Annotated in this window: 18 protein-coding genes; 6 read left to right on the top strand and 12 right to left on the bottom strand. The window is 45.8% G+C overall.

Features of this window, described 5'->3' with window-relative positions; genetic code table 11:
- Window positions 1–515 precede the first annotated feature (515 nt).
- The 3 genes from NDI42_RS05140 to NDI42_RS05130 all read left to right on the top strand — a co-directional run bounded on the left by NDI42_RS05140 (window position 516) and on the right by NDI42_RS05130 (window position 6,716).
- On the top strand, window positions 516–2,189 hold the full coding sequence (locus NDI42_RS05140; protein WP_190448085.1) for a chemotaxis protein CheB: 1,674 nt from the start codon (window positions 516–518) through the stop codon (window positions 2,187–2,189).
- A 103-nt stretch (window positions 2,190–2,292) separates the two neighbouring features.
- Window positions 2,293–4,170 carry a CheR family methyltransferase gene (locus NDI42_RS05135; RefSeq protein WP_190458446.1) on the top strand — a complete coding sequence of 626 codons (1,878 nt, stop codon included), beginning with the start codon at window positions 2,293–2,295 and terminating at the stop codon, window positions 4,168–4,170.
- Window positions 4,171–5,372: 1,202 nt separating this feature from the next.
- Window positions 5,373–6,716, top strand: coding sequence for a PAS domain-containing sensor histidine kinase (locus NDI42_RS05130; protein WP_190458444.1), 1,344 nt, complete (start codon window positions 5,373–5,375; stop codon window positions 6,714–6,716).
- Window positions 6,717–7,017: 301 nt separating this feature from the next.
- Here NDI42_RS05130 and rsmH read toward each other — a convergent pair whose 3' ends face one another.
- Together rsmH and NDI42_RS05120 are read right to left on the bottom strand one after the other, a co-directional pair.
- Window positions 7,018–7,914 (bottom strand): 16S rRNA (cytosine(1402)-N(4))-methyltransferase RsmH, encoded by an 897-nt coding sequence (gene rsmH, locus NDI42_RS05125; protein ID WP_348231370.1) that lies wholly within the window; start codon window positions 7,912–7,914, stop codon window positions 7,018–7,020.
- Between the two features lie 16 nt (window positions 7,915–7,930).
- Window positions 7,931–9,847, bottom strand: coding sequence for a M48 family metallopeptidase (locus NDI42_RS05120; protein WP_199311344.1), 1,917 nt, complete (start codon window positions 9,845–9,847; stop codon window positions 7,931–7,933).
- 252 nt (window positions 9,848–10,099) lie between these two features.
- Here NDI42_RS05120 and NDI42_RS05115 point away from each other — a divergent pair, with 252 nt between their 5' ends.
- The 3 genes from NDI42_RS05115 to NDI42_RS05105 all read left to right on the top strand — a co-directional run bounded on the left by NDI42_RS05115 (window position 10,100) and on the right by NDI42_RS05105 (window position 12,094).
- Window positions 10,100–11,284: an NAD(P)H-quinone oxidoreductase subunit H gene (locus NDI42_RS05115; protein WP_190458442.1), complete on the top strand. Its 1,185-nt coding sequence runs from the start codon at window positions 10,100–10,102 to the stop codon at window positions 11,282–11,284.
- Between the two features lie 81 nt (window positions 11,285–11,365).
- Window positions 11,366–11,806: a cyanase gene (gene cynS, locus NDI42_RS05110; protein WP_190437784.1), complete on the top strand. Its 441-nt coding sequence runs from the start codon at window positions 11,366–11,368 to the stop codon at window positions 11,804–11,806.
- Between the two features lie 108 nt (window positions 11,807–11,914).
- Window positions 11,915–12,094, top strand: a complete 180-nt coding sequence (locus NDI42_RS05105; RefSeq protein WP_190427366.1) for a PCP reductase family protein — start codon at window positions 11,915–11,917, stop codon at window positions 12,092–12,094.
- Between the two features lie 159 nt (window positions 12,095–12,253).
- Here NDI42_RS05105 and NDI42_RS05100 read toward each other — a convergent pair whose 3' ends face one another.
- The 10 genes from NDI42_RS05100 to NDI42_RS05055 form a co-directional block, all read right to left on the bottom strand.
- Window positions 12,254–12,694: a hypothetical protein gene (locus NDI42_RS05100; protein WP_206755955.1), complete on the bottom strand. Its 441-nt coding sequence runs from the start codon at window positions 12,692–12,694 to the stop codon at window positions 12,254–12,256.
- A 258-nt stretch (window positions 12,695–12,952) separates the two neighbouring features.
- Window positions 12,953–13,393, bottom strand: coding sequence for an HNH endonuclease (locus tag NDI42_RS05095; protein ID WP_190458439.1), 441 nt, complete (start codon window positions 13,391–13,393; stop codon window positions 12,953–12,955).
- A 9-nt stretch (window positions 13,394–13,402) separates the two neighbouring features.
- Window positions 13,403–13,654, bottom strand: a complete 252-nt coding sequence (locus NDI42_RS05090; RefSeq protein WP_190458437.1) for a hypothetical protein — start codon at window positions 13,652–13,654, stop codon at window positions 13,403–13,405.
- A 26-nt stretch (window positions 13,655–13,680) separates the two neighbouring features.
- Window positions 13,681–16,887, bottom strand: coding sequence for a HEAT repeat domain-containing protein (locus tag NDI42_RS05085; RefSeq protein ID WP_190458468.1), 3,207 nt, complete (start codon window positions 16,885–16,887; stop codon window positions 13,681–13,683).
- A 251-nt stretch (window positions 16,888–17,138) separates the two neighbouring features.
- Window positions 17,139–18,458: an aconitase/3-isopropylmalate dehydratase large subunit family protein gene (locus NDI42_RS05080; RefSeq protein ID WP_190458435.1), complete on the bottom strand. Its 1,320-nt coding sequence runs from the start codon at window positions 18,456–18,458 to the stop codon at window positions 17,139–17,141.
- A gap of 398 nt (window positions 18,459–18,856) precedes the next feature.
- The gene (gene nuoK / locus NDI42_RS05075; RefSeq protein WP_190427538.1) at window positions 18,857–19,162 is read right to left on the bottom strand and encodes an NADH-quinone oxidoreductase subunit NuoK; all 306 of its coding nucleotides are present in this window, start codon (window positions 19,160–19,162) and stop codon (window positions 18,857–18,859) included.
- Between the two features lie 21 nt (window positions 19,163–19,183).
- A complete protein-coding gene (locus NDI42_RS05070) occupies window positions 19,184–19,816 on the bottom strand; it encodes an NADH-quinone oxidoreductase subunit J (RefSeq protein ID WP_190458433.1) in 633 nt (210 codons plus the stop codon).
- A gap of 96 nt (window positions 19,817–19,912) precedes the next feature.
- Window positions 19,913–20,494, bottom strand: a complete 582-nt coding sequence (gene ndhI / locus NDI42_RS05065) for an NAD(P)H-quinone oxidoreductase subunit I (RefSeq protein WP_190427539.1) — start codon at window positions 20,492–20,494, stop codon at window positions 19,913–19,915.
- 164 nt (window positions 20,495–20,658) lie between these two features.
- Window positions 20,659–21,777: an NADH-quinone oxidoreductase subunit NuoH gene (gene nuoH, locus NDI42_RS05060; RefSeq protein ID WP_190458431.1), complete on the bottom strand. Its 1,119-nt coding sequence runs from the start codon at window positions 21,775–21,777 to the stop codon at window positions 20,659–20,661.
- A 247-nt stretch (window positions 21,778–22,024) separates the two neighbouring features.
- Window positions 22,025–22,882 carry an Rpn family recombination-promoting nuclease/putative transposase gene (locus NDI42_RS05055; RefSeq protein WP_190458430.1) on the bottom strand — a complete coding sequence of 286 codons (858 nt, stop codon included), beginning with the start codon at window positions 22,880–22,882 and terminating at the stop codon, window positions 22,025–22,027.
- Between the last annotated feature and the right edge of the window lie 240 nt (window positions 22,883–23,122).

Genomic DNA, 23,122 nt, shown 5'->3' with positions numbered 1-23,122 from the left:
TAACTCAGGATGGTTAGCATTGACCATTTTTTGAATTTTTCTCTACGCCCTTTTTTTCAGATTTTTACCCGCTTTGCAACCCCACTTCTTGAGAATGGTGCAAGATGTCAGTTGAAATGGGTTTAAATTAATAAATAGCAACCACTTTAGTCCGTTTTAACTGACATCTTGCACCATTCTCAACAAGTCGAAAAACCTAACCCCCCAGCCCCCTTCCCTACAAGGGAAGGGGGAGCCGGAAATCTTACTCCCCTCTCCTTTTAGGGGAGGGGTTGGGGGAGGGGTCAAACTGCTTATTGCAACTGGTGCAAGATGTCAGTTTTAACTCACTTGAGCTTTCAGTCCTGAACTTTAGTTCAGGGCTTGAGCGCACAAAAGTTAAGTGCCATTCCGTTTAAGACTGCTATAACTACTGACTAATAACAACTTGTAGCCTGACAGCCTAGCTTTATCGCTAAAAAAGCATCTACCACTAGACACAAAAGGCTACTTTCACAAAAGTAATTAGGAGTTAAATGCCCGGTCACGACATAATTGTTATTGGTGCCTCCGCAGGTGGAGTAGAAGCTCTGTCAAAGCTGGTTAAGGCTTTGCCGACTGATCTGCCAGCTGCAATCTTTGTAGTTCTTCACGTTCCAGCCCACGGCACCAGCTTAATGCCAAATATTCTGAATCGTTACGGCACTTTGAGAGCGGCGCACCCCGAAGACGGAGCGCCAATTCAGCACGGCCACATATACGTAGCACCGCCAAATTACCACCTAATGATCAAACGCGGATACGTCCACCTAGCGCGTGGCCCCAAAGAGAACGGTCACAGACCAGCAGTCGATCCTCTGTTTCGCACGGCGGCGCAGCACTACGGGCGGCGAGTAATTGGTGTGGTGCTCTCAGGAAATCTTGACGACGGTACTGCTGGTTTAGCAGGGGTGAAAAGCCGAGGCGGTATAGCCATTGCTCAAAATCCCGACGAGGCCCTGTTTAGCGGAATGCCGCGCAGCGCTATCGAAAATGTAGATGTAGATCATATTTTGCCTTTGAATGCGATCGCTCCCTTCTTAGTACGCTTGGCTCAAGAGCAAGTAGAAGAGAAAGCAGGTTCTGCATCTGCTCAGATGGAAACAGAAACCGATCTGGTGGAATTAGATATGGCTGCTCACTCAAAATATGAAAGACCAGGGACACCCTCTGGTTTTGCCTGTCCCGATTGCGGCGGCGCATTGTGGGAACTAGGTGACGGAAAACTGCTCCGCTTCCGATGCCGCACAGGTCACGCCTTTTCTGGGGAAACGCTGCTAGCGGAGCAATCAGAGGCGCTAGAAACCGCGCTGTGGAGCGGACTCCGAGCGCTGGAGGAGCGGGCGGCTCTTGCCAATCGGATGTTTAAAGGCGCACACGAGCGCAACCAAGCCAGGTCAGCCCAACGGTTTGCACAGCAGGAACAGGAGGCACAGCAAAACGCTGCCGTTATCCGGCAAGTGCTGTTAAAAGGCCTGAAACATGGAGATGGGGAGGAAGTGGAAAATGGGCAGAATGGGAGAGTAGACAACAGAAACTGGCGAGATGGGGCAGAAACCTTGTCTTCCCAGCCCCCAGTCCCCAGCCCCGAATCCCCATTCCCAATAGTGGCGATCGCATCCTCTGCTGGAGGGATGAAAGCCTTAACTGAGCTTTTGTCTGCCTTACCGGAAAACTTTCCGGCAGCGATCGCTATAGTGCAACACCTAGAACCCCATCGTGCCAGCCAACTAGCTGAAATCCTGAATGCTCGCATGGCTTTGCCGGTTAAGCAGGCACAACAAGGAGATCAATTGCGTCCCGGAAAAGTCTACATCGCCCCTCCCAATCATCATCTGCTGGTTAACCCAGACGCTACCATCGAGCTATCAAAAACCGAATTGGTACACTTTGTGCGCCCCTCAGCCGATCTGCTATTTGAGTCAGTAGCAGCTAGTTTTAAAGAGCGGGTGATCGCCGTCATCCTCACTGGCAAAGGTGCCGATGGTGCCAGCGGTATCAAGGCGATCAAAAAAATGGGAGGCAAAACGATCGCGCAGGATCAAACATCTTCAGATAGTTTCGGGATGCCAGAAACCGCCATTGATACAGGCTGTATCGATTGGATTCTCCCATTAAATGAAATCGCTGCTACTTTGTTAAATCTGACGATGAATAGTCGTTATTCATAGTCTTTAATAAATTGTCGTTAGCTAATCCATAATTGTTCAAAAACTAACCTATGGCTAATAAGCCATTAGCCACTGACAAACGACCAAAAATTAAATTTTTCTAATGAATCGGCCAAATATTGATCCTGAATTTGAAGCGTTATTAGACTACATAAAAAACAACCGTGGTTTTGACTTCACAGGTTATAAGCGTTCTAGCTTGATGCGTCGGGTAAACAAAAGAATGCAAGCTGTAGAAATAGAAACTTACAACGATTATTTAGACTACTTGCAAGTACATCAAGACGAATTTATTCCCCTATTCAACACCCTATTAATTAACGTTACTTGCTTCTTTCGCGATCGCGAAGCCTGGGATTTCATCGGCGAAAAAATCATTCCCCTCATCGCTGCCAATAAACAAGCCAACGAACCGATCCGCATCTGGAGTGCTGCCTGTGCCTCCGGAGAAGAAGCTTATACCCTCGCAATGGTACTGGCTGAAGCGCTGGGGGTGGAACAGTTCAAAGCACGAGTGAAAATTTATGCCACTGAGTTAGACGAAGACGCACTCACCCAAGCCCGCCAAGCTAGTTACACACCTCAGGCAGTGGAGAGCCTTCCCCCCGAAATGCTAGATAAGTATTTCGAGCCATGCGAACGCGGCTACAGCTTCCGTAAGGATCTACGTCGTACCCTGATTTTTGGGCGGAATAACTTAACTATCGATGCTCCCATCTCCCGCATTGACTTGCTGGTGTGCCGCAACGCCCTGATGTATTTCAATGCCGAAACTCAAGGCAAAATTCTCAACCGCTTTCACTTTGCCCTGCGAGAGGGCGGCTTTCTGTTTTTGGGAAAAGCTGAGATGTTGGTTACTCACGTTCATCGTTTTACACCTGTAGATTTGAAGCTACGAGTTTTTACAACAGTACCTAAGATAGGTATGCCCGATCGCTTATCATTCATGGCAAACACTGATAAAGACCAAAAAGTGAACAAGATCGGCAGTAATACACGCATCCGAGAAGCCGCCTTTGATAACTCCGTAGTTCCACAGATAGTGGTAAATGTCAATGGCTTCCTGATGCAAGTAAATGAACGAGCCAGAGCCATGTTTGGCTTGCAGCCTGGGGATCTCGGTCGTCCCTTGCAAGATTTAGAAATTTCTTATCGTCCGGTAGAGTTGCGTTCCTGCATCGATCAAGCTTATACGGATCGCCGTCCGGTTCACATCAAAGAGGTTGAATGGAGAAATTTCTCCGGTGAATTAATCTATCTAGAGGTGCTAGTGTCACCCCTGGTAGAGATGAGCGGCAATATCCTGGGCGTTGCGATTTCTTTTACCGATATCAGCCGCTATAAAGGGCTGCAAGACGACTTGCAGCACTCTAGCCAAGAACTGGAGATGGCTTATGAAGAACTCCAGTCTACAAATGAAGAGTTAGAAACGACTAACGAAGAACTGCAATCTTCTAATGAAGAGTTAGAAACGACTAACGAAGAACTGCAATCTTCTAATGAAGAATTAGAAACAATGAATGAGGAATTGCAATCGACTAACGAAGAATTGCAAACTCTCAACGATGAAATGCGCCGCCGCACCGAAGAACTCAACGAAGTAAACGCCTTTTTAGAAGCTATCTTTACCAGTCTGCGAGGCGGTATTGTGGTGGTGAATCAAGATTTGTACATCCAGATTTGGAACTACAAAGCGGAGGATTTGTGGGGGCTGCGAGTCGATGAAGTTCAGGGACAGCACTTGCTAAATCTGGATATTGGCTTACCTGTAGAGCAACTTAAACAATCCATCCGCAGATGTTTGTCTGGGGAAAGTGATTATGAAGAAGTGATAGCAAATGCTATCAATCGGCGCGGTAAGGCGATCGCGTGTAAAGTTACCTGCACGCCACTGGTTAACTCCCAACGAGAAATTCAGGGAGTGATTTTGGTGATGGAGGAGCAAGAGGCGCTAGAAGCTTCTGAGAGGATGTCTGAATAAATCGCCCACAGACTTCCAATCACCTAGTATTTTTGCAAAACTGGGATACACCCGTGGAGATCCCCCTTAAAAAGCTACGGTGTATACAGATTTCTGTACAGAACCGAAATCCTTGGAGATCCCCCTAAATCCCCCTTAAAAAGGGGGACTTTGAATCCGGTTCCCCCCTTTTTAAGGGGGGCTAGGGGGGATCAAAACGTTATAGGACAGCGCTAGAAGACTTGTGTATACACGGTAGGGACTAAGACTTGATTCTCCCCCCTTTTTTCTAGCGCAGCGGCGCGTTAGCGCGGAGGCTGGGGGGGATCAAACTAACTTTTTACACTTCTGGGACATCCTCTTAGGGGAAATCTTGTATATAACTTAAGAGCTAGTTAGTTTCAGCCTGATAGGGGAGTGATAAACATCCTAAGTTTGTAAATCTTATGTCTATAAGGATATACCAATTTCAAATCACGCAATTACATAGGAAAGTAACAAATGGCGAAATTCTTAACAAAAAAATAAACTTCTTGGACTGATGAGCCTGGAAATAAATTTCAAGCTAAAAACTTAAACCCGTTTTAACAGTTTGAAACATTTACCCAGGAATCGTGAGATAGCTGAAGCTATAAGCCGAGAAGTAAAGTTTTCGGCTGAGTTTGGCAAGATGCCTAATAAACAAGGGCTTTTCTGAGAAAGTAACAAGAAACTTAAAACACATTGGTCGTGTAAAATCTCAAAAAGGCTTTAACATGAAAAGCATAATTTTGTTACTACCCCGTTCAATGACTGGTGGCTGAAAAGGAATTTTTTCTGACATTGCTTTCCAGAAACAGTAAAATCCGGTTTGAATAAGGATCGTGGATTGGGACGAGGGCCAGCCAAATCCCAGAAAGGCCTTAATAAAGCTGGGTTATTGTAATAATCACCAAATTGTGGATTACTTTAAAGCTGTAGGGGCGTATAGTATATTCACCTAATCTAAAAGAAACCCTATTCAAACCAATACCTCTGGGTTAGTGATGTTCCGCCAGCGCGTAAGCACAAGCGATCGCAACAATTAATCTCTCTGTAGGACATCTCTCTGTAGGAAGGGAAAAGCCAAAAACGCCCAAAACAAAAAAAATTAGCTTTATTTCCCCAAATCTCGCAGCAAGACAAGCAAAATTCAAGAATCCTTTTTTACCCTTTACTTTTAAAAACAACCTGTAGTTCCCAAAATGAACACCGACGAATTTACCCAGCAAATTAAGAAGGTGTATAGCCACGCTGGTACGTTATATCAGCGAGCTGGGGAATCCCATGTAATAGCGTATCCAGAACTGCTGGGGGACTCCTTAGAAGAACTCCGCACCTCCTTGGAAGAACTGCGCGTCGCTGAAGAGGAACTGCGCCAGCAAAATGAGGAACTGGCATCGACGCGGGAAATAGTGGAAGCGGAACGCCAGCGCTATCAGGAGTTGTTCGAGTTCGCGCCAGATGGCTACCTGGTGACTGATGCTGATGGGACAATTCGGGAAGCCAATCGCGCCGCCGCTGATTTGCTCGGTATCGCGCACAATTATTTAATCGGCAAGCCGTTAATCATCTTTATCTCTCAGGAAGAACGACGCGCTTTTCGTACCAAACTTCTGCGGCTGCGCGAAGTCGGCTCGGAGCGTGAGTGGGAGGTGATTGTGAAACCGCGTCATGACAAATGCTTTCATGCTGCTCTGACTGTCGCCAGTGTCCGCGATCGCCAAGACAAGGTTGTCTCTCTGCGCTGGATCATGCGCGACATTACTGCCCGCAAGGAAGCTGAAGAAAAAATTCGCACCTATCATCTGCAAAATCTCCAACTTCAAGAAGCTTCGCGGTTGAAATCGCAGTTTTTGGCGTTGATGTCCCACGAACTGCGTACTCCAATGAACGCGATTATTGGCTTTTCTCAACTGCTGCTGCGCCAGCGTAACCATCAGCTGCCCCCAAATCAAGCAAATATGGTGGAGCGCATTTTTAATAGTGGTAAGCACCTGCTGAAGATGATCGAGGAGATTCTAGATTTCTCTAAGCTGGAGGCTGGACGGCTGGATCTTGACTTAGCAGAATTTAACGTAGCCGCACTGGTGATGGAAACTGTTGAAGAACTCCGGTGTTTGGCAGAGCAGAAGCAGTTGGAAGTGAATATTCAATGTTGTCTGGATAACCCTTGTGTTGTCAATGACAAAGCCCGTTTGAGGCAGGTTTTAGTTAATCTCATCTCCAACGCGATTAAGTTTACCGACTCTGGTAGCATCTCGCTGGAGGCGCAGGAATTGTCTGATAATCGAGTAGCGATCGCTGTTAAAGACACGGGGATTGGCATTGATCCGTCCGACTTACAGCAGATTTTTCAAGAATTTCGCCAACTCAATCAGAGTCTAACACGCGACAAGGGCGGTACTGGTTTGGGGCTGGCGATTAGCGATCGCTTGGTTCGGATGATGCAGGGAAAGATTAAGGTAGAGAGTCAGCTGGGGGAAGGCTCCACTTTTCAGGTGGAATTGCCAAGACAAATTCCTGTGGAGTTAGAAGTTATAAGTTAAAAGTTAGCAATTAATAATACCAATCTTAAAAAAGAATACAACATATCAATTGCCTGTAGGGGCATGGCGATGCCCATCGGTGTCAGTTTAACGTTAGCTTGGCGGTTGAAACCGCAGCTACACAAACAAAACCCGCCTGCGCGGGTTAAAAGAAACTTGATCAGCGCGCGTTAGTCCGCGCACCATCCGGACTTCGTTTTTGTAGCCGCGAATTCCATTCGCTAGGGCTTAAGTTGACACCAATGGGCAATGCCATACCCCTACCCGCGTTTCTGTCGCAGATATTACGCCCTACGATATATCAAGGCTCCTTTCGTTCTGCTATTCGCAGCTTAGCTGAACGCGATCGCGGATTATTTCCTATTTCATCTTCTTGGGGTATAATCGGCTTTTTCGTCAACACCCGTAAGATTGACGTTCCCCGCAGCCCGTGCTTCACCAGTCGGTCTTCTAAACTGTGAAAACTGATAATCCCAATTCTGCCTTCTGGTTTTAACCAAATGGGTGCTTTATTTATCAAGGTTTCCAGTGCGGTTAATTCATCGTTAACTACAATTCGCAAAGCTTGAAAGACGCGAGTAGCTGGGTGAATTCTGCCGTAGCGGTATGCTTTGGGAACGCTGTAAGCGATCGCTTCTGCTAACTGCGTTGTCGTCTGAAACGGGCGTTTTTCCACAATTGCCCTGGCAATTCGTCTAGATAGACGTTCTTCCCCATATTTAAAGAAGATATCTGCCAGTTTCGATTCTTCCCAGTGATTAATCGCCTCAGCGGCTGTAAGCGATCGCTCCCTGTTCATCCGCATATCTAACTCGGCTTCGTGGCGAAAACTAAAGCCTCGCTCTGGTACATCGAACTGAGCCGAGCTAACACCCAAGTCGGCTATTATACCATCAAAAGTGAGATTATTTGGCTGATACTCAGAAAAATTGCCATGCCAGAAGTGGATGCGATCGCTATACTGAGCGAGTTGGGTTTGGGCGGATGCGATCGCTTGCTGATCTTGGTCAATAGCCGTCACTTGAGTATCCGGCGCAGCTTCCAGAATTAACCGACTGTGACCACCACCCCCCACAGTTGCATCTAAATAGTGTCCCCCTGGACGGATTGCCAACCCCTCAATTAACTCCCGACTCAAAACAGGAACATGATAAAATTTCGGTGCTTCTGTTTGATTTGTCACATTCAATTCATTCACATCTGTTACTCAAAATCTAACTGCGATAAATAGACGCTTCCTCTATTTTGGAGAATATTTTTCCTAGTTTCTTGTTGGAACCTACCTGCTCATTAGTAACATTGTTGAGAACAAGCACATATAAAGAACCGGGAAACTCCATTTCTGATGTCAGGTTCCTAAAAAAATCATTGTCCTGTTCTGAAGTATACACTTTCCACCAATTTCGATGCAGCGTCACACCTAGAATATAAAACGGCTTTTCTGGAAAGTATTGAACTACTTTCCGCACCAAGTAAGCTTCTTGCACTTGAGGATAATTAGATAAATGCTGGCACAAGTCTTGAAGGGTTGAAGCTGGCAGATTGTGCATTTGAAATTCATCTTTTTCGCTGACAAAAGACCGCTCTTGCCTTGCCCGCGAAATTAGGTCATAGTGTTTTTCGATACGCTGCTGATAAACCTTAGCTTTTTCTATTTCTCCTTGTTGCTTCAGGAAATAGTAAATTAACTCGCAGCCTGGGATAATATTATCTGGCTCGCCTGCGATCGCTTTTTCGATGTAAATGATGCCCTCAGCATCATTTTGTTTTAATAATATCTGTCCCAAGGCATAGTTAGCCGCCGGATGATTTGGTTCAGTAGAGAGTATTTCTTGAAACAACGCGATCGCTACCTGATTGCCCTTAAACTCTGCCGTCCAGCAAGCACGATTCCAGGCTTCCTCCGCAGTTAACGACCCATTCCGGGCTTTTTCATCCAGAGTTTGCAGAGTTTTTTGCGCTTCCTGAGCATAAGCGTATCTTTGCCGCCAAGGAGTAGCCATTTCCTCCTTCCAAGCGCGATCAAAATGGGCTGTCAAATGGCTCAAAGCCTTACCTAGAAATTTCTGGGCCGCGCTCAACTGAACAGGTGCTGGCAGCACTAATTGCTGCCCTGCCAAAGGAAGATATCCTAAAGCAGAGAGTCGATCCGATAGGCACGGGTGAGTATCAACATTACTGGTTTTTTCTGCTAGAACTTGGTCAATCCATGTACTCGCATCTTCAGAATTAACACCAGTACCCAAAGCACTAAACATCGAGGTAAAAGTTGCCATTGGTGGTTCTACCTGACGCTCTACCTGCTTATAAATACTTGGCCAAAAAGAACTCTGCAAAAATATATCTTTGACTTTTATATTAATCAGCGCCTCAGCTAGATTTTGCGCCCCAGCCAATTCTGCTGCACAACGATCCGCCTCGTATTCATTTGTTCGTCTCAAAACAAACGAATAAGCGCTGAAAAAAGGAGCATACCAGTTTAAAAAGCGATCGAAAAGCACGGAAGAACCATCATGTCCGCTGTGCCGCAACCTTTCCAACATCTGATAATAAGTTTCTTGGACGCGATAAATCCAGGCACTAAAGCGATTATGGTTTCCTGACAAATGTCCGAACTCGTGAGCAAGTACAGCGCGAAACTGCTCCGGCGAAAGGGCTTGCATCAAGGGTAGCCCGATAAGCAGATAGTTTTGCTGCCATCCAAATATCCCCAAACGCGGTACTTGACGGACACCTGCATTGAATTCCTCAGTCAACAAAATGCGGTGAAATCGAGGTGCTTGCAAGGCAGATGTTAGTTCGTTAATTAAAGCAAACAGGTCGGGAACCTCTTGCGGAGTTAGTTCTAAGCCAGTTGGCGGCGGGAACCGCACCCACAGGGATTTTAGAACAATGAACGCTGGAACAAGTACCACAATGCCGACTTTGATCAGAGCGCTACTAACGTGCCTGCTGTAGATTAGTGCCAGTAAAACTAATCCAAAGATTGCCAATAGCCCTGCCAAAACCAAGAAAATATAGGCATAGCCCAAGGCAGCTAGAAGACCGACGCGGAACTTGTAGCTTGCTGGTTGCTTGCGGGCAAAACCCTCCAGACGCTTAACCAGCGCATCGAACTGCTCTTGATTCATTAGAATTCATCCAACTCTTTTATTAGAGTTCCCAATAACCAGGCAATTTCCACAAGGTTTTGCCCGAATTATCCTTGGTTGAAAGCAGCTCAACTTTAAGCGCATCCTGCGGTCAAAGCTCCATATAATTAAGTAAGTGCAACAAAAATAAACACTCAGTAGTAAACCGACAGATGCCCGCCGAGGCAATTTTGGCGTGTTTTGTGATTGAGATGCGGCTGCCCAAATTTTCATCAAGGGAATTGCTGATATATGGCAAAGTTAGAAACTAGAACTGAACCGATGGTGCTGAACATGGGGCCGCACCATCCCTCCATGCACGGAGTGATGCGACTAATCGTCACCCTAGACGGCGAGGATGTCGTAGATTGCGAACCCGTAATCGGCTACCTGCATCGCGGCATGGAAAAAATTGCCGAAAACCGCACCAACATCATGTACGTTCCTTACGTTAGTCGCTGGGACTACGCCGAAGGGATGTTTAACGAGGCTATCACCGTCAACGCCCCAGAAAAGCTGGCTGATATTGCGGTTCCCAAACGCGCCAGCTACATCCGCGTCATCATGCTAGAACTGAACCGCATCGCCAACCACTTGCTGTGGCTTGGCCCGTTCATGGCTGACGTTGGCGCACAGACTCCCTTCTTTTACATTTTCCGGGAACGGGAGTTGATTTATGACCTGTGGGAAGCCGCTTCAGGTTATCGGATGGTGAACAACAACTACTTCCGCATTGGAGGAGTTGCTGTTGATTTGCCTTACGGCTGGGTTGACAAGTGCCAAGACTTCTGCGACTACTTTTACCCCAAGGTTGACGAATACGAACGCTTGATTACCGACAACCCCATTTTCCGCCGTCGGGTTGAGGGCGTTGGCACTATCAACCGCGAAGAAGCGATTAACTGGGGACTTTCTGGCCCCATGCTGCGCGCTTCCGGGGTGAAGTGGGATTTACGGAAAGTTGACCACTACGAATGCTACGACGATTTCGACTGGGATGTGCCGTGGGAAACTGCCGGGGATTGTTTTGCCCGTTACTTAGTGCGGATTCGGGAGATGCGCGAATCTGTGAAGATTCTTCGCCAAGCCCTTAAGGGACTTCCTGGTGGCCCTTACGAAAACTTGGAAGCTAAGCGCATGGCAGAAGGGGCAAAATCTGAGTGGAACGATTTTGATTACCAGTACATCGGTAAGAAAATATCCCCTACTTTCAAAATTCCTAAAGGCGAACACTATGTCCGCGTCGAGTGTGGCAAAGGTGAACTGGGAATTTTCTTGATTGGGGATGATAACGTTTTCCCATGGCGTTGGAAGATTCGCACTCCCGATTTTGTTAACGTGCAAATCCTACCTCACATCATTAAGGGTGTGAAAGTGGCTGATATCGTGACAATTTTGGGCAGTATCGATATCATCATGGGTTCAGTAGATCGGTAAAGAAAATGAAAAAGGCAAAAGGAAAATCACTTTTGCCTTTTTCATGTTTAGCTTAAATAAATAATGGGTGAGGAGTTGATAATGCAAGTTCCAGAAATTACTCAGACACTCTTAGATGCGAAAAAAAATAAGAAACTAAGCTTTGGCGATTTAGAAAAAATATTGGGACGTGACGAGGTATGGATTGCAGCGGTGATCTACCGTCAAGCTAGTGCTTCTGAGGAAGAGGCGAATAAGCTGGTTTCTGCATTAGATGTTAACCCAGTTTATGCTAAAGAATTAACAGAAAGCCCTCTAAAAGGCTTGGGGCCAGTTGTTCCTACTGATCCTTTGATTTATCGATTTTATGAAATAATGCAGGTTTACGGAATGCCGATCAAAAGCGTGATTCACGAAAAGTTTGGTGATGGCATTATGAGCGCAATTGATTTTACCTTGGATGTGGAGAAGGAAGAAGATCCCAAAGGCGATCGCGTAAAAGTCATCATGTCTGGCAAGTTTTTGCCCTACAAAAAGTGGTAACTCGTTGCTAGGGTTGAGGAAAGGCGATCGCGTTCTTGATGAGAGGCTGGAAAGAGCGATCGCTTACCTGTTAAACTCCTGTTTTAAGGATTTTTTTTGGAGAAAACTGTGGCAAACCAACCTAATGCGGTAGAGTGGACACCCGAAGCTGAAGCCAAGCTGAAAGAAATTCCCTTTTTTGTCCGTCCCGCTGCTAGGAAAAAAATTGAAAAATTTGCCCAAGAAGCCGGGCAAAAATTAATAACAGCGGAAGTTTATCAGCAAGCTAAACAACAGTTTGGGCAGTAGCAGCGGCGTAAAGTTTAGGGGCGATCGTTTGATGTTCAGTTGAGATAGCGATCGCGTAATTATCATCTCTGGCAAATTGAAAGCCCTACAAGAAATGGTAGCACTCAGCCCCATAGCCCATCTAATAACCGCTAGGACTGGTTTTTATGTTCAGTGTACCTATCGTCCCACTATCGTCGTACCAGGGGCGCTTGGTAAGGCGCTTGGTAAGGTAGTCGAGGGTGTGGTTATCATCCCTCCATAATTCGTTGTTGTACCAGGTGCCGAGGGATACTTAGTCGGTAAAGTGCTGGTAGGTCTAGCTATTGACGCAGGTGCCAAAGTCGTAGGCTGGGGAGTAGTTGTAAAACTTGGCTCCATTGTAAAGAGTTGCGACTTATTTGTATTTTTTTTAGCTTTGTTCTTCTTTCGTGAAGAACTCTTATTCGTGCCACTCTCCTTAGAGGAAGCTTGCTGCACGAAATCTGGCCGGGAATTCCGCTGGGAAATTAATGTAAAACTGACAAAAGAAGAGATACCTGCAACGACAGACAGACTGAGAACGCTTAAGAGTAAATACTTACTTTTGTCTGCTTCTTTTGATATAGCCCGCAAATTCATAGGTGTTCCGTTACTTTAGTACAATACTCGTCTTCTGGACGAAACCGAGGTTATTACGCAAATATACGTATACACTCAACTTAACTTTAGGAAATCTTTAAGTAAAGCTGCCACCGTTTCGAGTACATCTTTACTAAATATTTACAAACCTCGGTATTATTCCGCCCAATTATAAAGTTACTGTGAAGCGATCGCGCTAGTAATACGCAGAGAAACGGATGCGATCGCTCAAGTCGCACTATTTTAAATTCAGTAAATCTACTTATTAATCCGTCTTAGGGCAGATGCAGACGGATACCTGCCAACTGCTATCAATTCTTGTCGCTCTAGAATGCGCTCATCGTTGTTAAAATCTAGAATTCGTGCAGTTACTTCACCAATATCTGTCAGCGGTTGAATCGCATTGTCATCTAGTCGAAAATGCTCTCCCCAAAAGTCTCGACGTGGGTTGAAAAACCGCACAAGTTCCCCAGTCTGCCAAACAATAGAACCTAGCTCGGTTCCTTTATTGAGATTACAGAAAACACAAGAATAGGTCAGATTATCTTCTGTTGTTGATCCGCCGTGTTTCAAGCTAATGATATGGTCAATTTGAAAGCTTAAGCCGTCTTCATCTGGAATAAAACAATATTCGCAAAGGTAATCAGCACGATTGACAACTAAACGCCGAAGTTCTGCATTAATGTAATTACGAGCCATTTTTAATACTTATTCAGCTTTAATATACTTATTAGCCCGTGCTTTTGCCAGCCTCATTATATGTTCTAGCGTCAGGAAATGGTCTAATTCCCGCTTTTCATCTGGCGTTAGTTCTCCTGATTTGTGTTTATAAACTAAGTCTTCTAAACGTTCTTGCGCTGCTTCAGATAGTCGAAAATTGATGACACTTTGAGGAGTAGTTCCAGTAGCAATGAAGTCAATAATTTCGTCATAGACTTTGGTTGTCTTTACAGCAGTCATGAGTTTATCTCCATTTTTCTCTAATTTTACTTATCTAATTCTTTTAGTTTCTCAATGGCGAACTCGCGCACTTTCTCATCTGGGTCATTAAAAGAGCGATCGCGCAACAGCGGTAGAGTCTGGGGATGCTGAGGATAATCTTTGATGATTATCGCAAGTGCTAATTGCCCAGGGTTGTCTTCCCAGTCTTCCTTACGCTCAAAGGGGTCATTGACAGCGCGATCGCGCAAAAATTCAAACATCCCAGGTTCATCTTTCCAACCACGGGCTAATTCTTGCACCGCCGCACATCGCACATACTCACTGCCATCTGCTTGCGCCTGTTGTTTGAGGATAGGTAAGGTATCCGGGTGATTTTTCCAACCACGGGCTAATTCTTGCACTACCGCTTTTCGCACAGCCCAATTGTCATCCCCTTGCGCCCGTTGTTTGAGGATAGGTAAGGTATCCGGGTGATCTTTCCAACCACGGGCTAATTCTTGCACCACCGCTTTTCGCACAGCCCAATTGTCATCCCCTTGCGCCCGTTCTTTGAGGATGGGTAAGGTATCCGGGTGATCTTTCCAACCACGGGCTAATTCTTCCACCGCCATAAGTCGCACAGGCGAATCGTCATCTCCTTGCGCCCGTTGTTTGAGGATGAGTAAGGTATCCGGGTGATCTTTCCAACCACGGGTTAATTCTTCCACCGCCACATATCGCACGTGCGGATCGTCATCCGCTTGCACCCGTTGTTTGAGGATGGGTAAGGTATCCGGGTGATCTTTCCAACCACGGGCTAATTCTTCCACCGCCATTTGTCGCACGTGCGGATCGTCATCCGCTTGCACCCGTTGTTTGAGCCAAGCTAAGGTATCCGGGTGATCTTTCCATCCACGGGCTAATTCTTGCACCGCCGTTTGCCGCACAGCCCAATTGCCATCCGCTTGCGCCCGTTGTTTGAGCCAAGCTAAGGTATCCGGGCGATCTTTCCAAGTTGTGGCGACAGATGAAACGGCTTGAGTGCGAATTTTCCTAACTAAGGCTGCCTCCTCTCCATAGGGCTTGTAATCGTAAGGTAGGTCATACTGAGTTAAGCCCTTCAGCTGATTGAGGAGTTGGTCAGTTGTTGCTGCAATCAACGAGCGATTCCTCACTTCTGAAAGGCACTCGGCTGCTAAAAATAGATTGATAAACTTTTCGTTTTCGCCCTTTTGTACTATCAGATAATCTAAAATTCCGCCTGCAAATTTTGGCTCAATCATTCCCGCAATCAGCCGCAGAACTTCATGCCAAGACTCATCCTGCCAGTGCTTCCCGAAAACTTCCGTCTTTAAATATTCCAGGGAAATCGTTTGTTCCTTCTCAAATTGCCAGACAAACTCACTAGCACAGAAGTATTCCAAAAATGTCCGATGCACAAAAGCATAGTAATCTGCACCCAAGAAACACAAAATAAAGTTACGATGTCGCAGTTGCTCAATCAGTAACCTAGCAACCGTTCTCGCTTGCTCAACTTCTATAGTTTTCAGATAATCAGTCAAAATCTTTTCTAAATCATCTGCACTAATCAAGTTGCCAGCTAAACCTTTTTCACTAGCTTGCATACGGTAGGCTACCTGACGCAACATCGCCTGCTTATCTTTATAGTCAATCGTTACCGAATCTATCCTCGGATTTTCTAACAATTTTTGCTCGATATCCCATTGATGCAGCAGTAACCGCGAGGCTTGGTTGTAGAGTTCTGGTCTATCTCTTGGCAATTCTTGATTGAGGTTTAAAATTGCCATCATCGTCAGTAACAGAGGATTTCCCGCCAGTTCTCCAATTGCTAAAGAAGTCTCAATTGCTCTTTGCAGTCGCTCCCGATTTCTAATTTTATCCGCCTCATCGGTGAACGTTAATTCATGCCATCGATAGAGAAAATCCTCGATTTTCTCTGACTCTAAATCTTGCAGCATGAAGTGACGAAACTGAGCATCTCGCAGACGTTGCGGTTTGTAGCCAATAATGCGAGAGGTAACAATTACCCGTGCTTTCGGATATTCATTCGTGAAGCGATGGATATCAGTAATTACCTCATCCCGTTTCGCCGGATCGAACACCTCATCCAACCCATCAAACATCACCGAAATCTTGCCAGCTTTTAGCCGTTCGTGGAGTTGATGCTGATTGAGGCGACAGACAATTCCACAGCCTTTGTGAAAGAATTCCAGAAAATCTTTGCACTCTCCAGAGTCGCGATTGCGAATATAAGTCCGCAATTCAATCAGCAACGGAATCGGCTGTTCAATCACAGTATTGAGAGGCGTTCTTGCCCAATTCAAAGCAATGTATTGCAACAGCGTAGACTTCCCCGAACCCGGATCGCCCAAAATTACAATATAGGGATAAGTTTGAGAGTCATTAACAATATCTAAAACTGAGCGAATAGGCTGTTGATAATAAACTTCTTTGTATCGTTCCCACTCCTGGGGGTTAACGTCTGCTTCGAGTTGGTTACTCTCCCTCAGTCGTTTTTGATGCTCTTTAGGAATCTCGTAAACTTGGGGTAAATATTCCTGGCATTCTCGCACATCTTGTGCTATAAAAATTTGCCATACCTTGAGTTTTTCTCGATAGTCGTAAACAGTCGTATCCAAACTATCTAAATTAAGATTGCCGTATCGCTCTCGCAGCCCTTCCTGATATCGGTTTAAATCAAATTCCGGGGAAATTCCAGCCAGTTCTTTAGTATTTTGTTGAATAGCTTCTATATTTTTTGAGTCAAAGATAGTGCGTAACTCGTCTGATTCGCGGATGATAGCTTTAACTTTTTTAAGATAACGCTTGCTAACTTGTTCCCAATCAAATCCCTCTGGCAAAGATAACAAGTCTAGCTGATACCAAATTATAGATAATTTCTTAATATTTATAGCTTGACAGTCATATTGAAAAGCACTTCCTAATATCTCTTTAACAGATTTATTATTAATAAATTGATTAAATGGTGTGATGTAAGCTTTCAGTTGTTCTTCAGAAAGTTCAGCATCTTCTAATTCCTGCTGCACTAATTGCAAAAATTCCTTCAGAGCTTTACCAACTACTGTTTGCAGGGTGTCTTTCTGGAATAATCCCGTAAAATCCTTGATGCTGTCTTTGAAAAAATCTTTGACGTAATCCTCTAAAGCTCCTTTGGCTAAGGGAGCCAAAACCTCTGTAAACACAAATCCTGCGACAGTATTAACTCCCCAGACCAATAACCAATCCACCATAATACTTGCATCTGCTGAATTCCGTAGACTACGAGTATAGCGAGTGTGTTGGAGCGATCGCTTTCTGCGTGCCATCGAAAGCGCGATCGCTATCACCAATTAGTATGGAGTTGACTCAGATAATTTTGATGCTAAGGTCGAGCCATTCATTATTTCCCCTCGCCGTGGACGGAGAGAGGACTGGGGGTGAGGTTCTGTCAGCTCATCAAAAAGCAATAAGGGTGAGCAATACCCACCCTTCTCCTACTGCTTTACATAAAATCGCGGGGGTCAGTCACATATCCAGTCAACGCCGAAGCCGCAGCAGTATAAGGCGAAGCTAAATAAATCCCCGCCTCTTTATTCCCCATTCGTCCGGGGAAATTGCGGTTAGTTGTAGAAACGCAAATTTCCGGCTCATTCACACGCCCGAAAGTATCCTTGGGGCCACCCAAACAAGCCGCGCAGGAAGGTGCCGCAGGCTCAATGCAACCAGCCGCCAAGAAAATCTCAGAGAGAGTTTGCCCTTCGTACTTCTGGGTGAACAAGTCTTCGTAGACTTTCTGCGTTGCCGGTACTAAATAAGTAGGAACCTTCACCTGCTGTCCCTTAAGAATGCGGGCAGCGTACATAAAATCTGAGGTTTTGCCGCCAGTGCAGGAACCGATATAAACTCGGTCAATCTTGACATCCCGGCATTCCCGCGCCAAGGCACGATTATCTGGAGAATGGGGCTTCGCGACAACCGGCTCTAACTTAGAGACATCATAATGCCGATCCGAGTAGAAACGAGCATCAGCATCCGTATAAACTGGCTCAAAAGGCTTATTAGTCCGGGCGCGGACGTACTCAAACGTCGTCTCATCCGGGGCGACCGTGCCATTTTTGCCACCTGCCTCAATCGCCATATTACACAGCGTCATCCGGTCTTCCATCGACAGACCGTTGATAGTACCACCGGAAAATTCCAGCGCCCGATAAGTGGCTCCAGCAACCCCAATATCTCCAATGATTTGCAAGATCAGGTCTTTTGCCAATAGGTAATTCGGCATCTCTCCCTCAAAGACAAAGCGCATCGTCGCTGGGACTTTAATCAGCAGCTTGCCAGTTCCCATGATGAAACCAGCATCCGTGTTGCCGATGCCAGTGGCAAACTGACCAAAAGCGCCCGCGTTACAGGTGTGGGAATCGGTACCAAACAGGACTTCCCCAGGACGGGTGTGACCTTCTTGTGCCAAGGCAATGTGGCAAACACCTTTGTAATCAGGATTGGCTTTAAAGTCGGCTCGGTCGGTGATGTCGTAGAAATATTTAATGTCTTGCTCTTTGGCAAAGTCGCGCAGAATATCAACGTTGCGGTTAGCGCGTTCGTCGGCAGTAAAAATGTAATGGTCTGGAATCAAAACAATCTTTTCTTTGTCCCAGACTTTGGCATCTGCGCCAAATTCGCGCTTGAATACGCCAATTGTACCGGGGCCGCAAACGTCATGAGTCATTAACAAATCAACGTTTACCCAGATATTGTCTCCCGGTTCAACAACAGACCGACCGGAAGCACGGGCTAAGATTTTTTCGGTGAGGGTCATCCCCATAAGTATTCTCCTGCAAAGATGCTTTAATAGCGATCGCTTTACCATCACTCAAGGGCAGCGAGTAGCGCTTTCCCACATACGCCGGAAGCGAGTAGCGCATTCCTTAATGATGCCAACTTTTTCTAGAAATATGTCATTTTATATCGCCGTCCTCAACGAGTTGCGATTTTTTTGTTTGTAGGTAACGCAGGTGTCACGACGACAGGCATCCTGCTATAGCAATCCTAAATGATTCGTGAAACCCTGTAAGGACACGGCAGTACCGTGTTCCTACACCTGGGCGAATACTCGTTAACAACTTAAATAGGATTGCTATACAAATGAAATAGGATTGTTATATCAATTTAATTTAAGCTATTAGCCATTAGTCTAATAACTAATGACTAATAACTAATAATTTACCACTTGAGCAAATTAAACTGCTCCATGTCCACCGTTTCGCGGTTGCGGTAAATTGAAAGCACAATTGCCAAACCAACAGCAGCTTCAGCCGCCGCAATTGTAATCACAAAAACAGTAAAAACCTGACCTTTTATTTCCTGGGGATCTAGATAATTAGAAAACCCCATTAAATTCAGGTTTACTGCATTCAGCATCAATTCAATCGACATCAGCACCCGCACTGCGTTGCGGCTGGTAATCAAGCCATAAATGCCGATGCAGAAAAGGGCAGCGGCTAATATTAGAAAATACTGAAGTTGCAGTTGCATGAGTTTTCTTTGGTTCTATGTATTGGTATCTACGGGGAGTTTTGTGCTTTCAGTGCCTACCGTCAAAAGTTCGCGGGGACGTTCTTGCAAAGTTAAAGCTTTTGTTTGAGCTAGTTCGGAGACTATTTCTTCTGGAATATATTCGCGACGCGCCAAAATAATTGCGCCCACCATTGCCATCAACAACAGTACAGAAACTAACTCAAATGGCAGCAAAAAGTCGCTGAAAAAATGCTCACCCAGCTGCACAATGGTACTTTCAACAGAATGGGGTAAGCTGGATAAAGCCCAAGGAGTTCTTACCACCATCGTTCCCAGAAGCGCAAACAAACCGACACATACCAATCCGGTTGAACCTTGACGAATCCAACGATTGCGAATGGGTGTAAAATCTTCCCGCTTGTTCACCAACATGATGGCGAACAAAATCAAAACGTTAACAGCTCCAACATAGATGAGAATCTGCGCCGCTGATACAAAATCTGCATTCAGGAGAAGGTATAAACCAGCAATGCTGATAAATACTCCGCCCAACAAAAATGCTGAGTAGACAATACTAGAAAACAACACTACTCCTAATGCTGCCCCAATCATCATCACCGACAGCAAGCCAAACGAAACAATCTGAACGCCTTCTGCTAGATTCACTGCTTTTTGTCCTTTGCTAATTGCTAATTGCTAGTGGCTAATGGCTAATTGATAAAAACCATTAGCCATTAGTCATGAGCAATTAGCCACTGACTTTTATTTTTCCATCTGTTCCAGAATTTCCTCTGGACGCTGACCAGCGCGAACCGAACCAGGCGGTAGGTCGTGCGGCTCCATGACACCCTTCGGCAGGTAGGCTAGTTCGCGCAGCGGTGTCACCATCGGGTCTTGCGTGACTTTATACGGTAGACGACCGAGTGCCACGTTGTCATAGTTCAATTCGTGACGGTCGTAGGTAGAAAGCTCGTAATCTTCAGTCATCGACAAGCAATTAGTCGGACAGAATTCTACGCAGTTACCGCAAAAGATACAAACTCCGAAGTCGATGCTGTAGTGTTTGAGCTGTTTCTTTTTGCTTTCCTTGTTAAATTCCCAATCCACCACTGGCAGATTTATCGGGCAAACCCGCACGCAGACTTCGCAGGAAATACACTTATCAAATTCAAAGTGAATTCTACCCCGGAAACGCTCGGAGGGAATGAGTTTTTCGTAGGGATACTGCACAGTAATTGGACGGCGCTGCATATGGTCGAAAGTCACGGACAATCCTTGACCAATATACCGAGCCGCTTGGACAGTTTCTTTAGCGTAATCGCCAACTTGTTTGAGGAACTTCAACATTGTTCGTGTCTCTCTCTCTCCAATTTTGGATTTTGCGGAGGTGGGAGTTTTTGGTCTTCCGATAATTTTGGATTTTGCGGGGGCGAAGGAGTTTCTGGGTCTCCGATGATTTTGGATATCACAACTAATCCAAAATCTAAAATCTAAAATTTAAAATCGGACTAGCCACCAAAAGCACCAGGAAATGCGAGTTTTAGCGCTGCCGTTAATAGTAGGTTTACCAGCGATACTGGCAGCAGGAATTTCCAACCCAAATTAAGCAATTGGTCAATGCGAACGCGAGGTAAAGTCCACCGAAGTAGAACGGCAATGAAGATGAGGAAGTAAGCTTTCAGCAGAGTCATTGTGATTCCCAGCGAGGCATCAATTACCTGCAACATGGGACTCGCTTCATTGAATCCCAGCCAGCTGCCTAACATCTCAATGGGAATAGGGAATTCCCAGCCGCCCAGATACAAAATTGCTACCAGTAGGGCAGACAGAACGAGGTTGACGTAGGAACCAATGTAAAATAAACCGAATTTCATTCCTGAGTATTCGGTTTGATAACCTGCAACCAATTCTTCTTCTGCTTCTGGCAAGTCAAAGGGAAGTCTTTCGCATTCTGCTAAGGCTGCAATCCAAAAGATGATGAATCCTACGGGTTGTCGCCAGATGTTCCAGCTGAAAATTCCGTAGCCAGATTGCTGTTCTACGATGTCGATGGTGCTAAGACTGTTAGACATCATAGCGATCGCTAATACGGACAGCGCCAGCGGAATTTCGTAACTAATCGACTGCGCTGCTGCTCTCAAGCCACCTAGCAGCGAATACTTGTTGTTTGACGAATAGCCAGACATCAGCAAGCCAATCGGGGCAATGCTGGAAAGCGCAATCCACAAAAAGACCCCTACGCTTATGTTAGCAATTACCAGGTTTTGTCCGAATGGCACAATTAAATAGGACAAAAACACTGGAATAACGACGATAATCGGCCCCAGGGTGAATAGCAAGCGGTCAGTCTTGGCTGGTACAATATCTTCTTTAAAAACCAGCTTCAGACCATCGGCTACTGGTTGTAAAACGCCCAACGGGCCGGCGAATTCTGGGCCAATACGCTGCTGAGCGGCAGCAGAAATTTTCCGCTCCAGCCATACAACTACCAAAACGCCGACCGTGGCACCAATGATCATCAAAAACATCGGTAGCGGCATCCAAATCGCTTTGGCAGCACCAGATGGGATGCCCAAATCCTTGAGGGATTGGATAAAAGTTCCTTGTAGGTCAATGCCTGGGTTCATGAAAGCCATCGCTAAGTAATTACTGAGCTGATTCGAGACACCGGGTGTCGAATCTGTCTATCTTTTCTATTGTGAAGATTTTTTTACGACCCCAGTGTTTAGTATATCGTTGCAGAGTATCCAGCCCAGCGCGGCGCATGAGAAATTCTACTTATCAATTTGGTTAAGAGATTGTATGTGAGCAGCCAGCGATCGCATTCAGATGGATGTGTAAAGTGCGATCGCTTGCTCTTGATGCTCTAGGGCGCTATGAGCAATGCTCATCCAACCAAACAACTAAATCCGTTACAGTCTGAAAATCTAACAGCGCCTCGCCCAACTCCTCTAACTGCGCGACGGATAATGTCCCAATTTGCTCTTGCAGTTCTTGGTCAACAGCACCAAATCGACGGGTTAGCAGACGCAGGACAAGCGATCGCGCCTCCTCTTGTTTTCCTTCTTGCTTTCCTTGTTGCAGGCCTTGTTGCACTCCCTTTTGGATGATGGCTTGATACGTTACTGATTCCTGCATAATTTCCTCCCTCAAAAGTTGGCGAATTAAACTTTCTTCAAACCGCAAACCAGCCAGCACCTCGACACAAGCCGCGAGATTCCCCCGTTGCTCTGGTTCTTCGATCATATCGATCTGGGCTGCGACCTGCTCTAATAAGGCGTTGGGAGTGTTGCTTCTAGCTAGCGTAGCCAATGGCAACAAGGCAGTGTTTGCCAAAAGTGGAGCCGGGTCTTCCTCCCACAGGCGGATGACTCGGTAGCTATGCCTGGTGTTTGTTGCCGCAAACTGCTCAGTAAAGACAGCTTCTGAGGTAGTGGACTTTAAAAAAATCACGACTTGCTCAATGGGACAGCGATACTGTCGATACAGTCGCACCCAATAGTCGAGCATTCTAAATGGTAGTGGTGGCTCTGATGCTGGCAGGGTTTGAAATTCTATGTGCAGGATTTGGTTGGCAGTTTGCAACAGTGTGAGAGAATCGGCGCGAATCGGTTCGGTGCTAAGTTCAGTTTTGAGTACCTGAATTTCGGTAGCTTCATCTGAGAGTAGCCAGCGCACGAACTCGGCTGGGTACTGTTCTGCCAGATATTTGCAAATATTATCGTAATCCAATGGTAAGCGTGGGTTGAGATTCTTTGCTTACTTTACTGGGTGATAGTGAATCAGAGCGATAGCTACCACGCTAACACGCAAAAACTTCTGAGAAATAGCGATTTATCGATTAGCGCTGGGAATCCTTAAATAGAAGCTAGTTTTTTATCGCTCCTCACCTCTATTCGTTATGACTCAGCCAAATCTTCTAAAACTCGCAAAGCTTGGAGATGCTAAAGCGATCGCATCCCTAATTAACCG

The organism is Funiculus sociatus GB2-C1 (assembly GCF_039962115.1).
In the GTDB taxonomy this organism is placed as follows: domain Bacteria; phylum Cyanobacteriota; class Cyanobacteriia; order Cyanobacteriales; family FACHB-T130; genus Funiculus; species Funiculus sociatus.
This window is presented reverse-complemented; position numbering and strand designations above follow the sequence as displayed.

Coding starts and splice junctions, on each gene's coding strand:
- NDI42_RS05140 (WP_190448085.1), top strand. CDS start 516: ATGCCCGGTCACGACATAATTGTTATTGGTGCCTCCGCAGGTGGAGTA.
- NDI42_RS05135 (WP_190458446.1), top strand. CDS start 2,293: ATGAATCGGCCAAATATTGATCCTGAATTTGAAGCGTTATTAGACTAC.
- NDI42_RS05130 (WP_190458444.1), top strand. CDS start 5,373: ATGAACACCGACGAATTTACCCAGCAAATTAAGAAGGTGTATAGCCAC.
- NDI42_RS05120 (WP_199311344.1), bottom strand. CDS start 9,847: ATGAATCAAGAGCAGTTCGATGCGCTGGTTAAGCGTCTGGAGGGTTTT.
- NDI42_RS05115 (WP_190458442.1), top strand. CDS start 10,100: ATGGCAAAGTTAGAAACTAGAACTGAACCGATGGTGCTGAACATGGGG.
- cynS (WP_190437784.1), top strand. CDS start 11,366: ATGCAAGTTCCAGAAATTACTCAGACACTCTTAGATGCGAAAAAAAAT.
- NDI42_RS05100 (WP_206755955.1), bottom strand. CDS start 12,694: ATGAATTTGCGGGCTATATCAAAAGAAGCAGACAAAAGTAAGTATTTA.
- NDI42_RS05095 (WP_190458439.1), bottom strand. CDS start 13,393: ATGGCTCGTAATTACATTAATGCAGAACTTCGGCGTTTAGTTGTCAAT.
- NDI42_RS05090 (WP_190458437.1), bottom strand. CDS start 13,654: ATGACTGCTGTAAAGACAACCAAAGTCTATGACGAAATTATTGACTTC.
- NDI42_RS05085 (WP_190458468.1), bottom strand. CDS start 16,887: ATGGTGGATTGGTTATTGGTCTGGGGAGTTAATACTGTCGCAGGATTT.
- NDI42_RS05080 (WP_190458435.1), bottom strand. CDS start 18,458: ATGGGGATGACCCTCACCGAAAAAATCTTAGCCCGTGCTTCCGGTCGG.
- nuoH (WP_190458431.1), bottom strand. CDS start 21,777: ATGAACCCAGGCATTGACCTACAAGGAACTTTTATCCAATCCCTCAAG.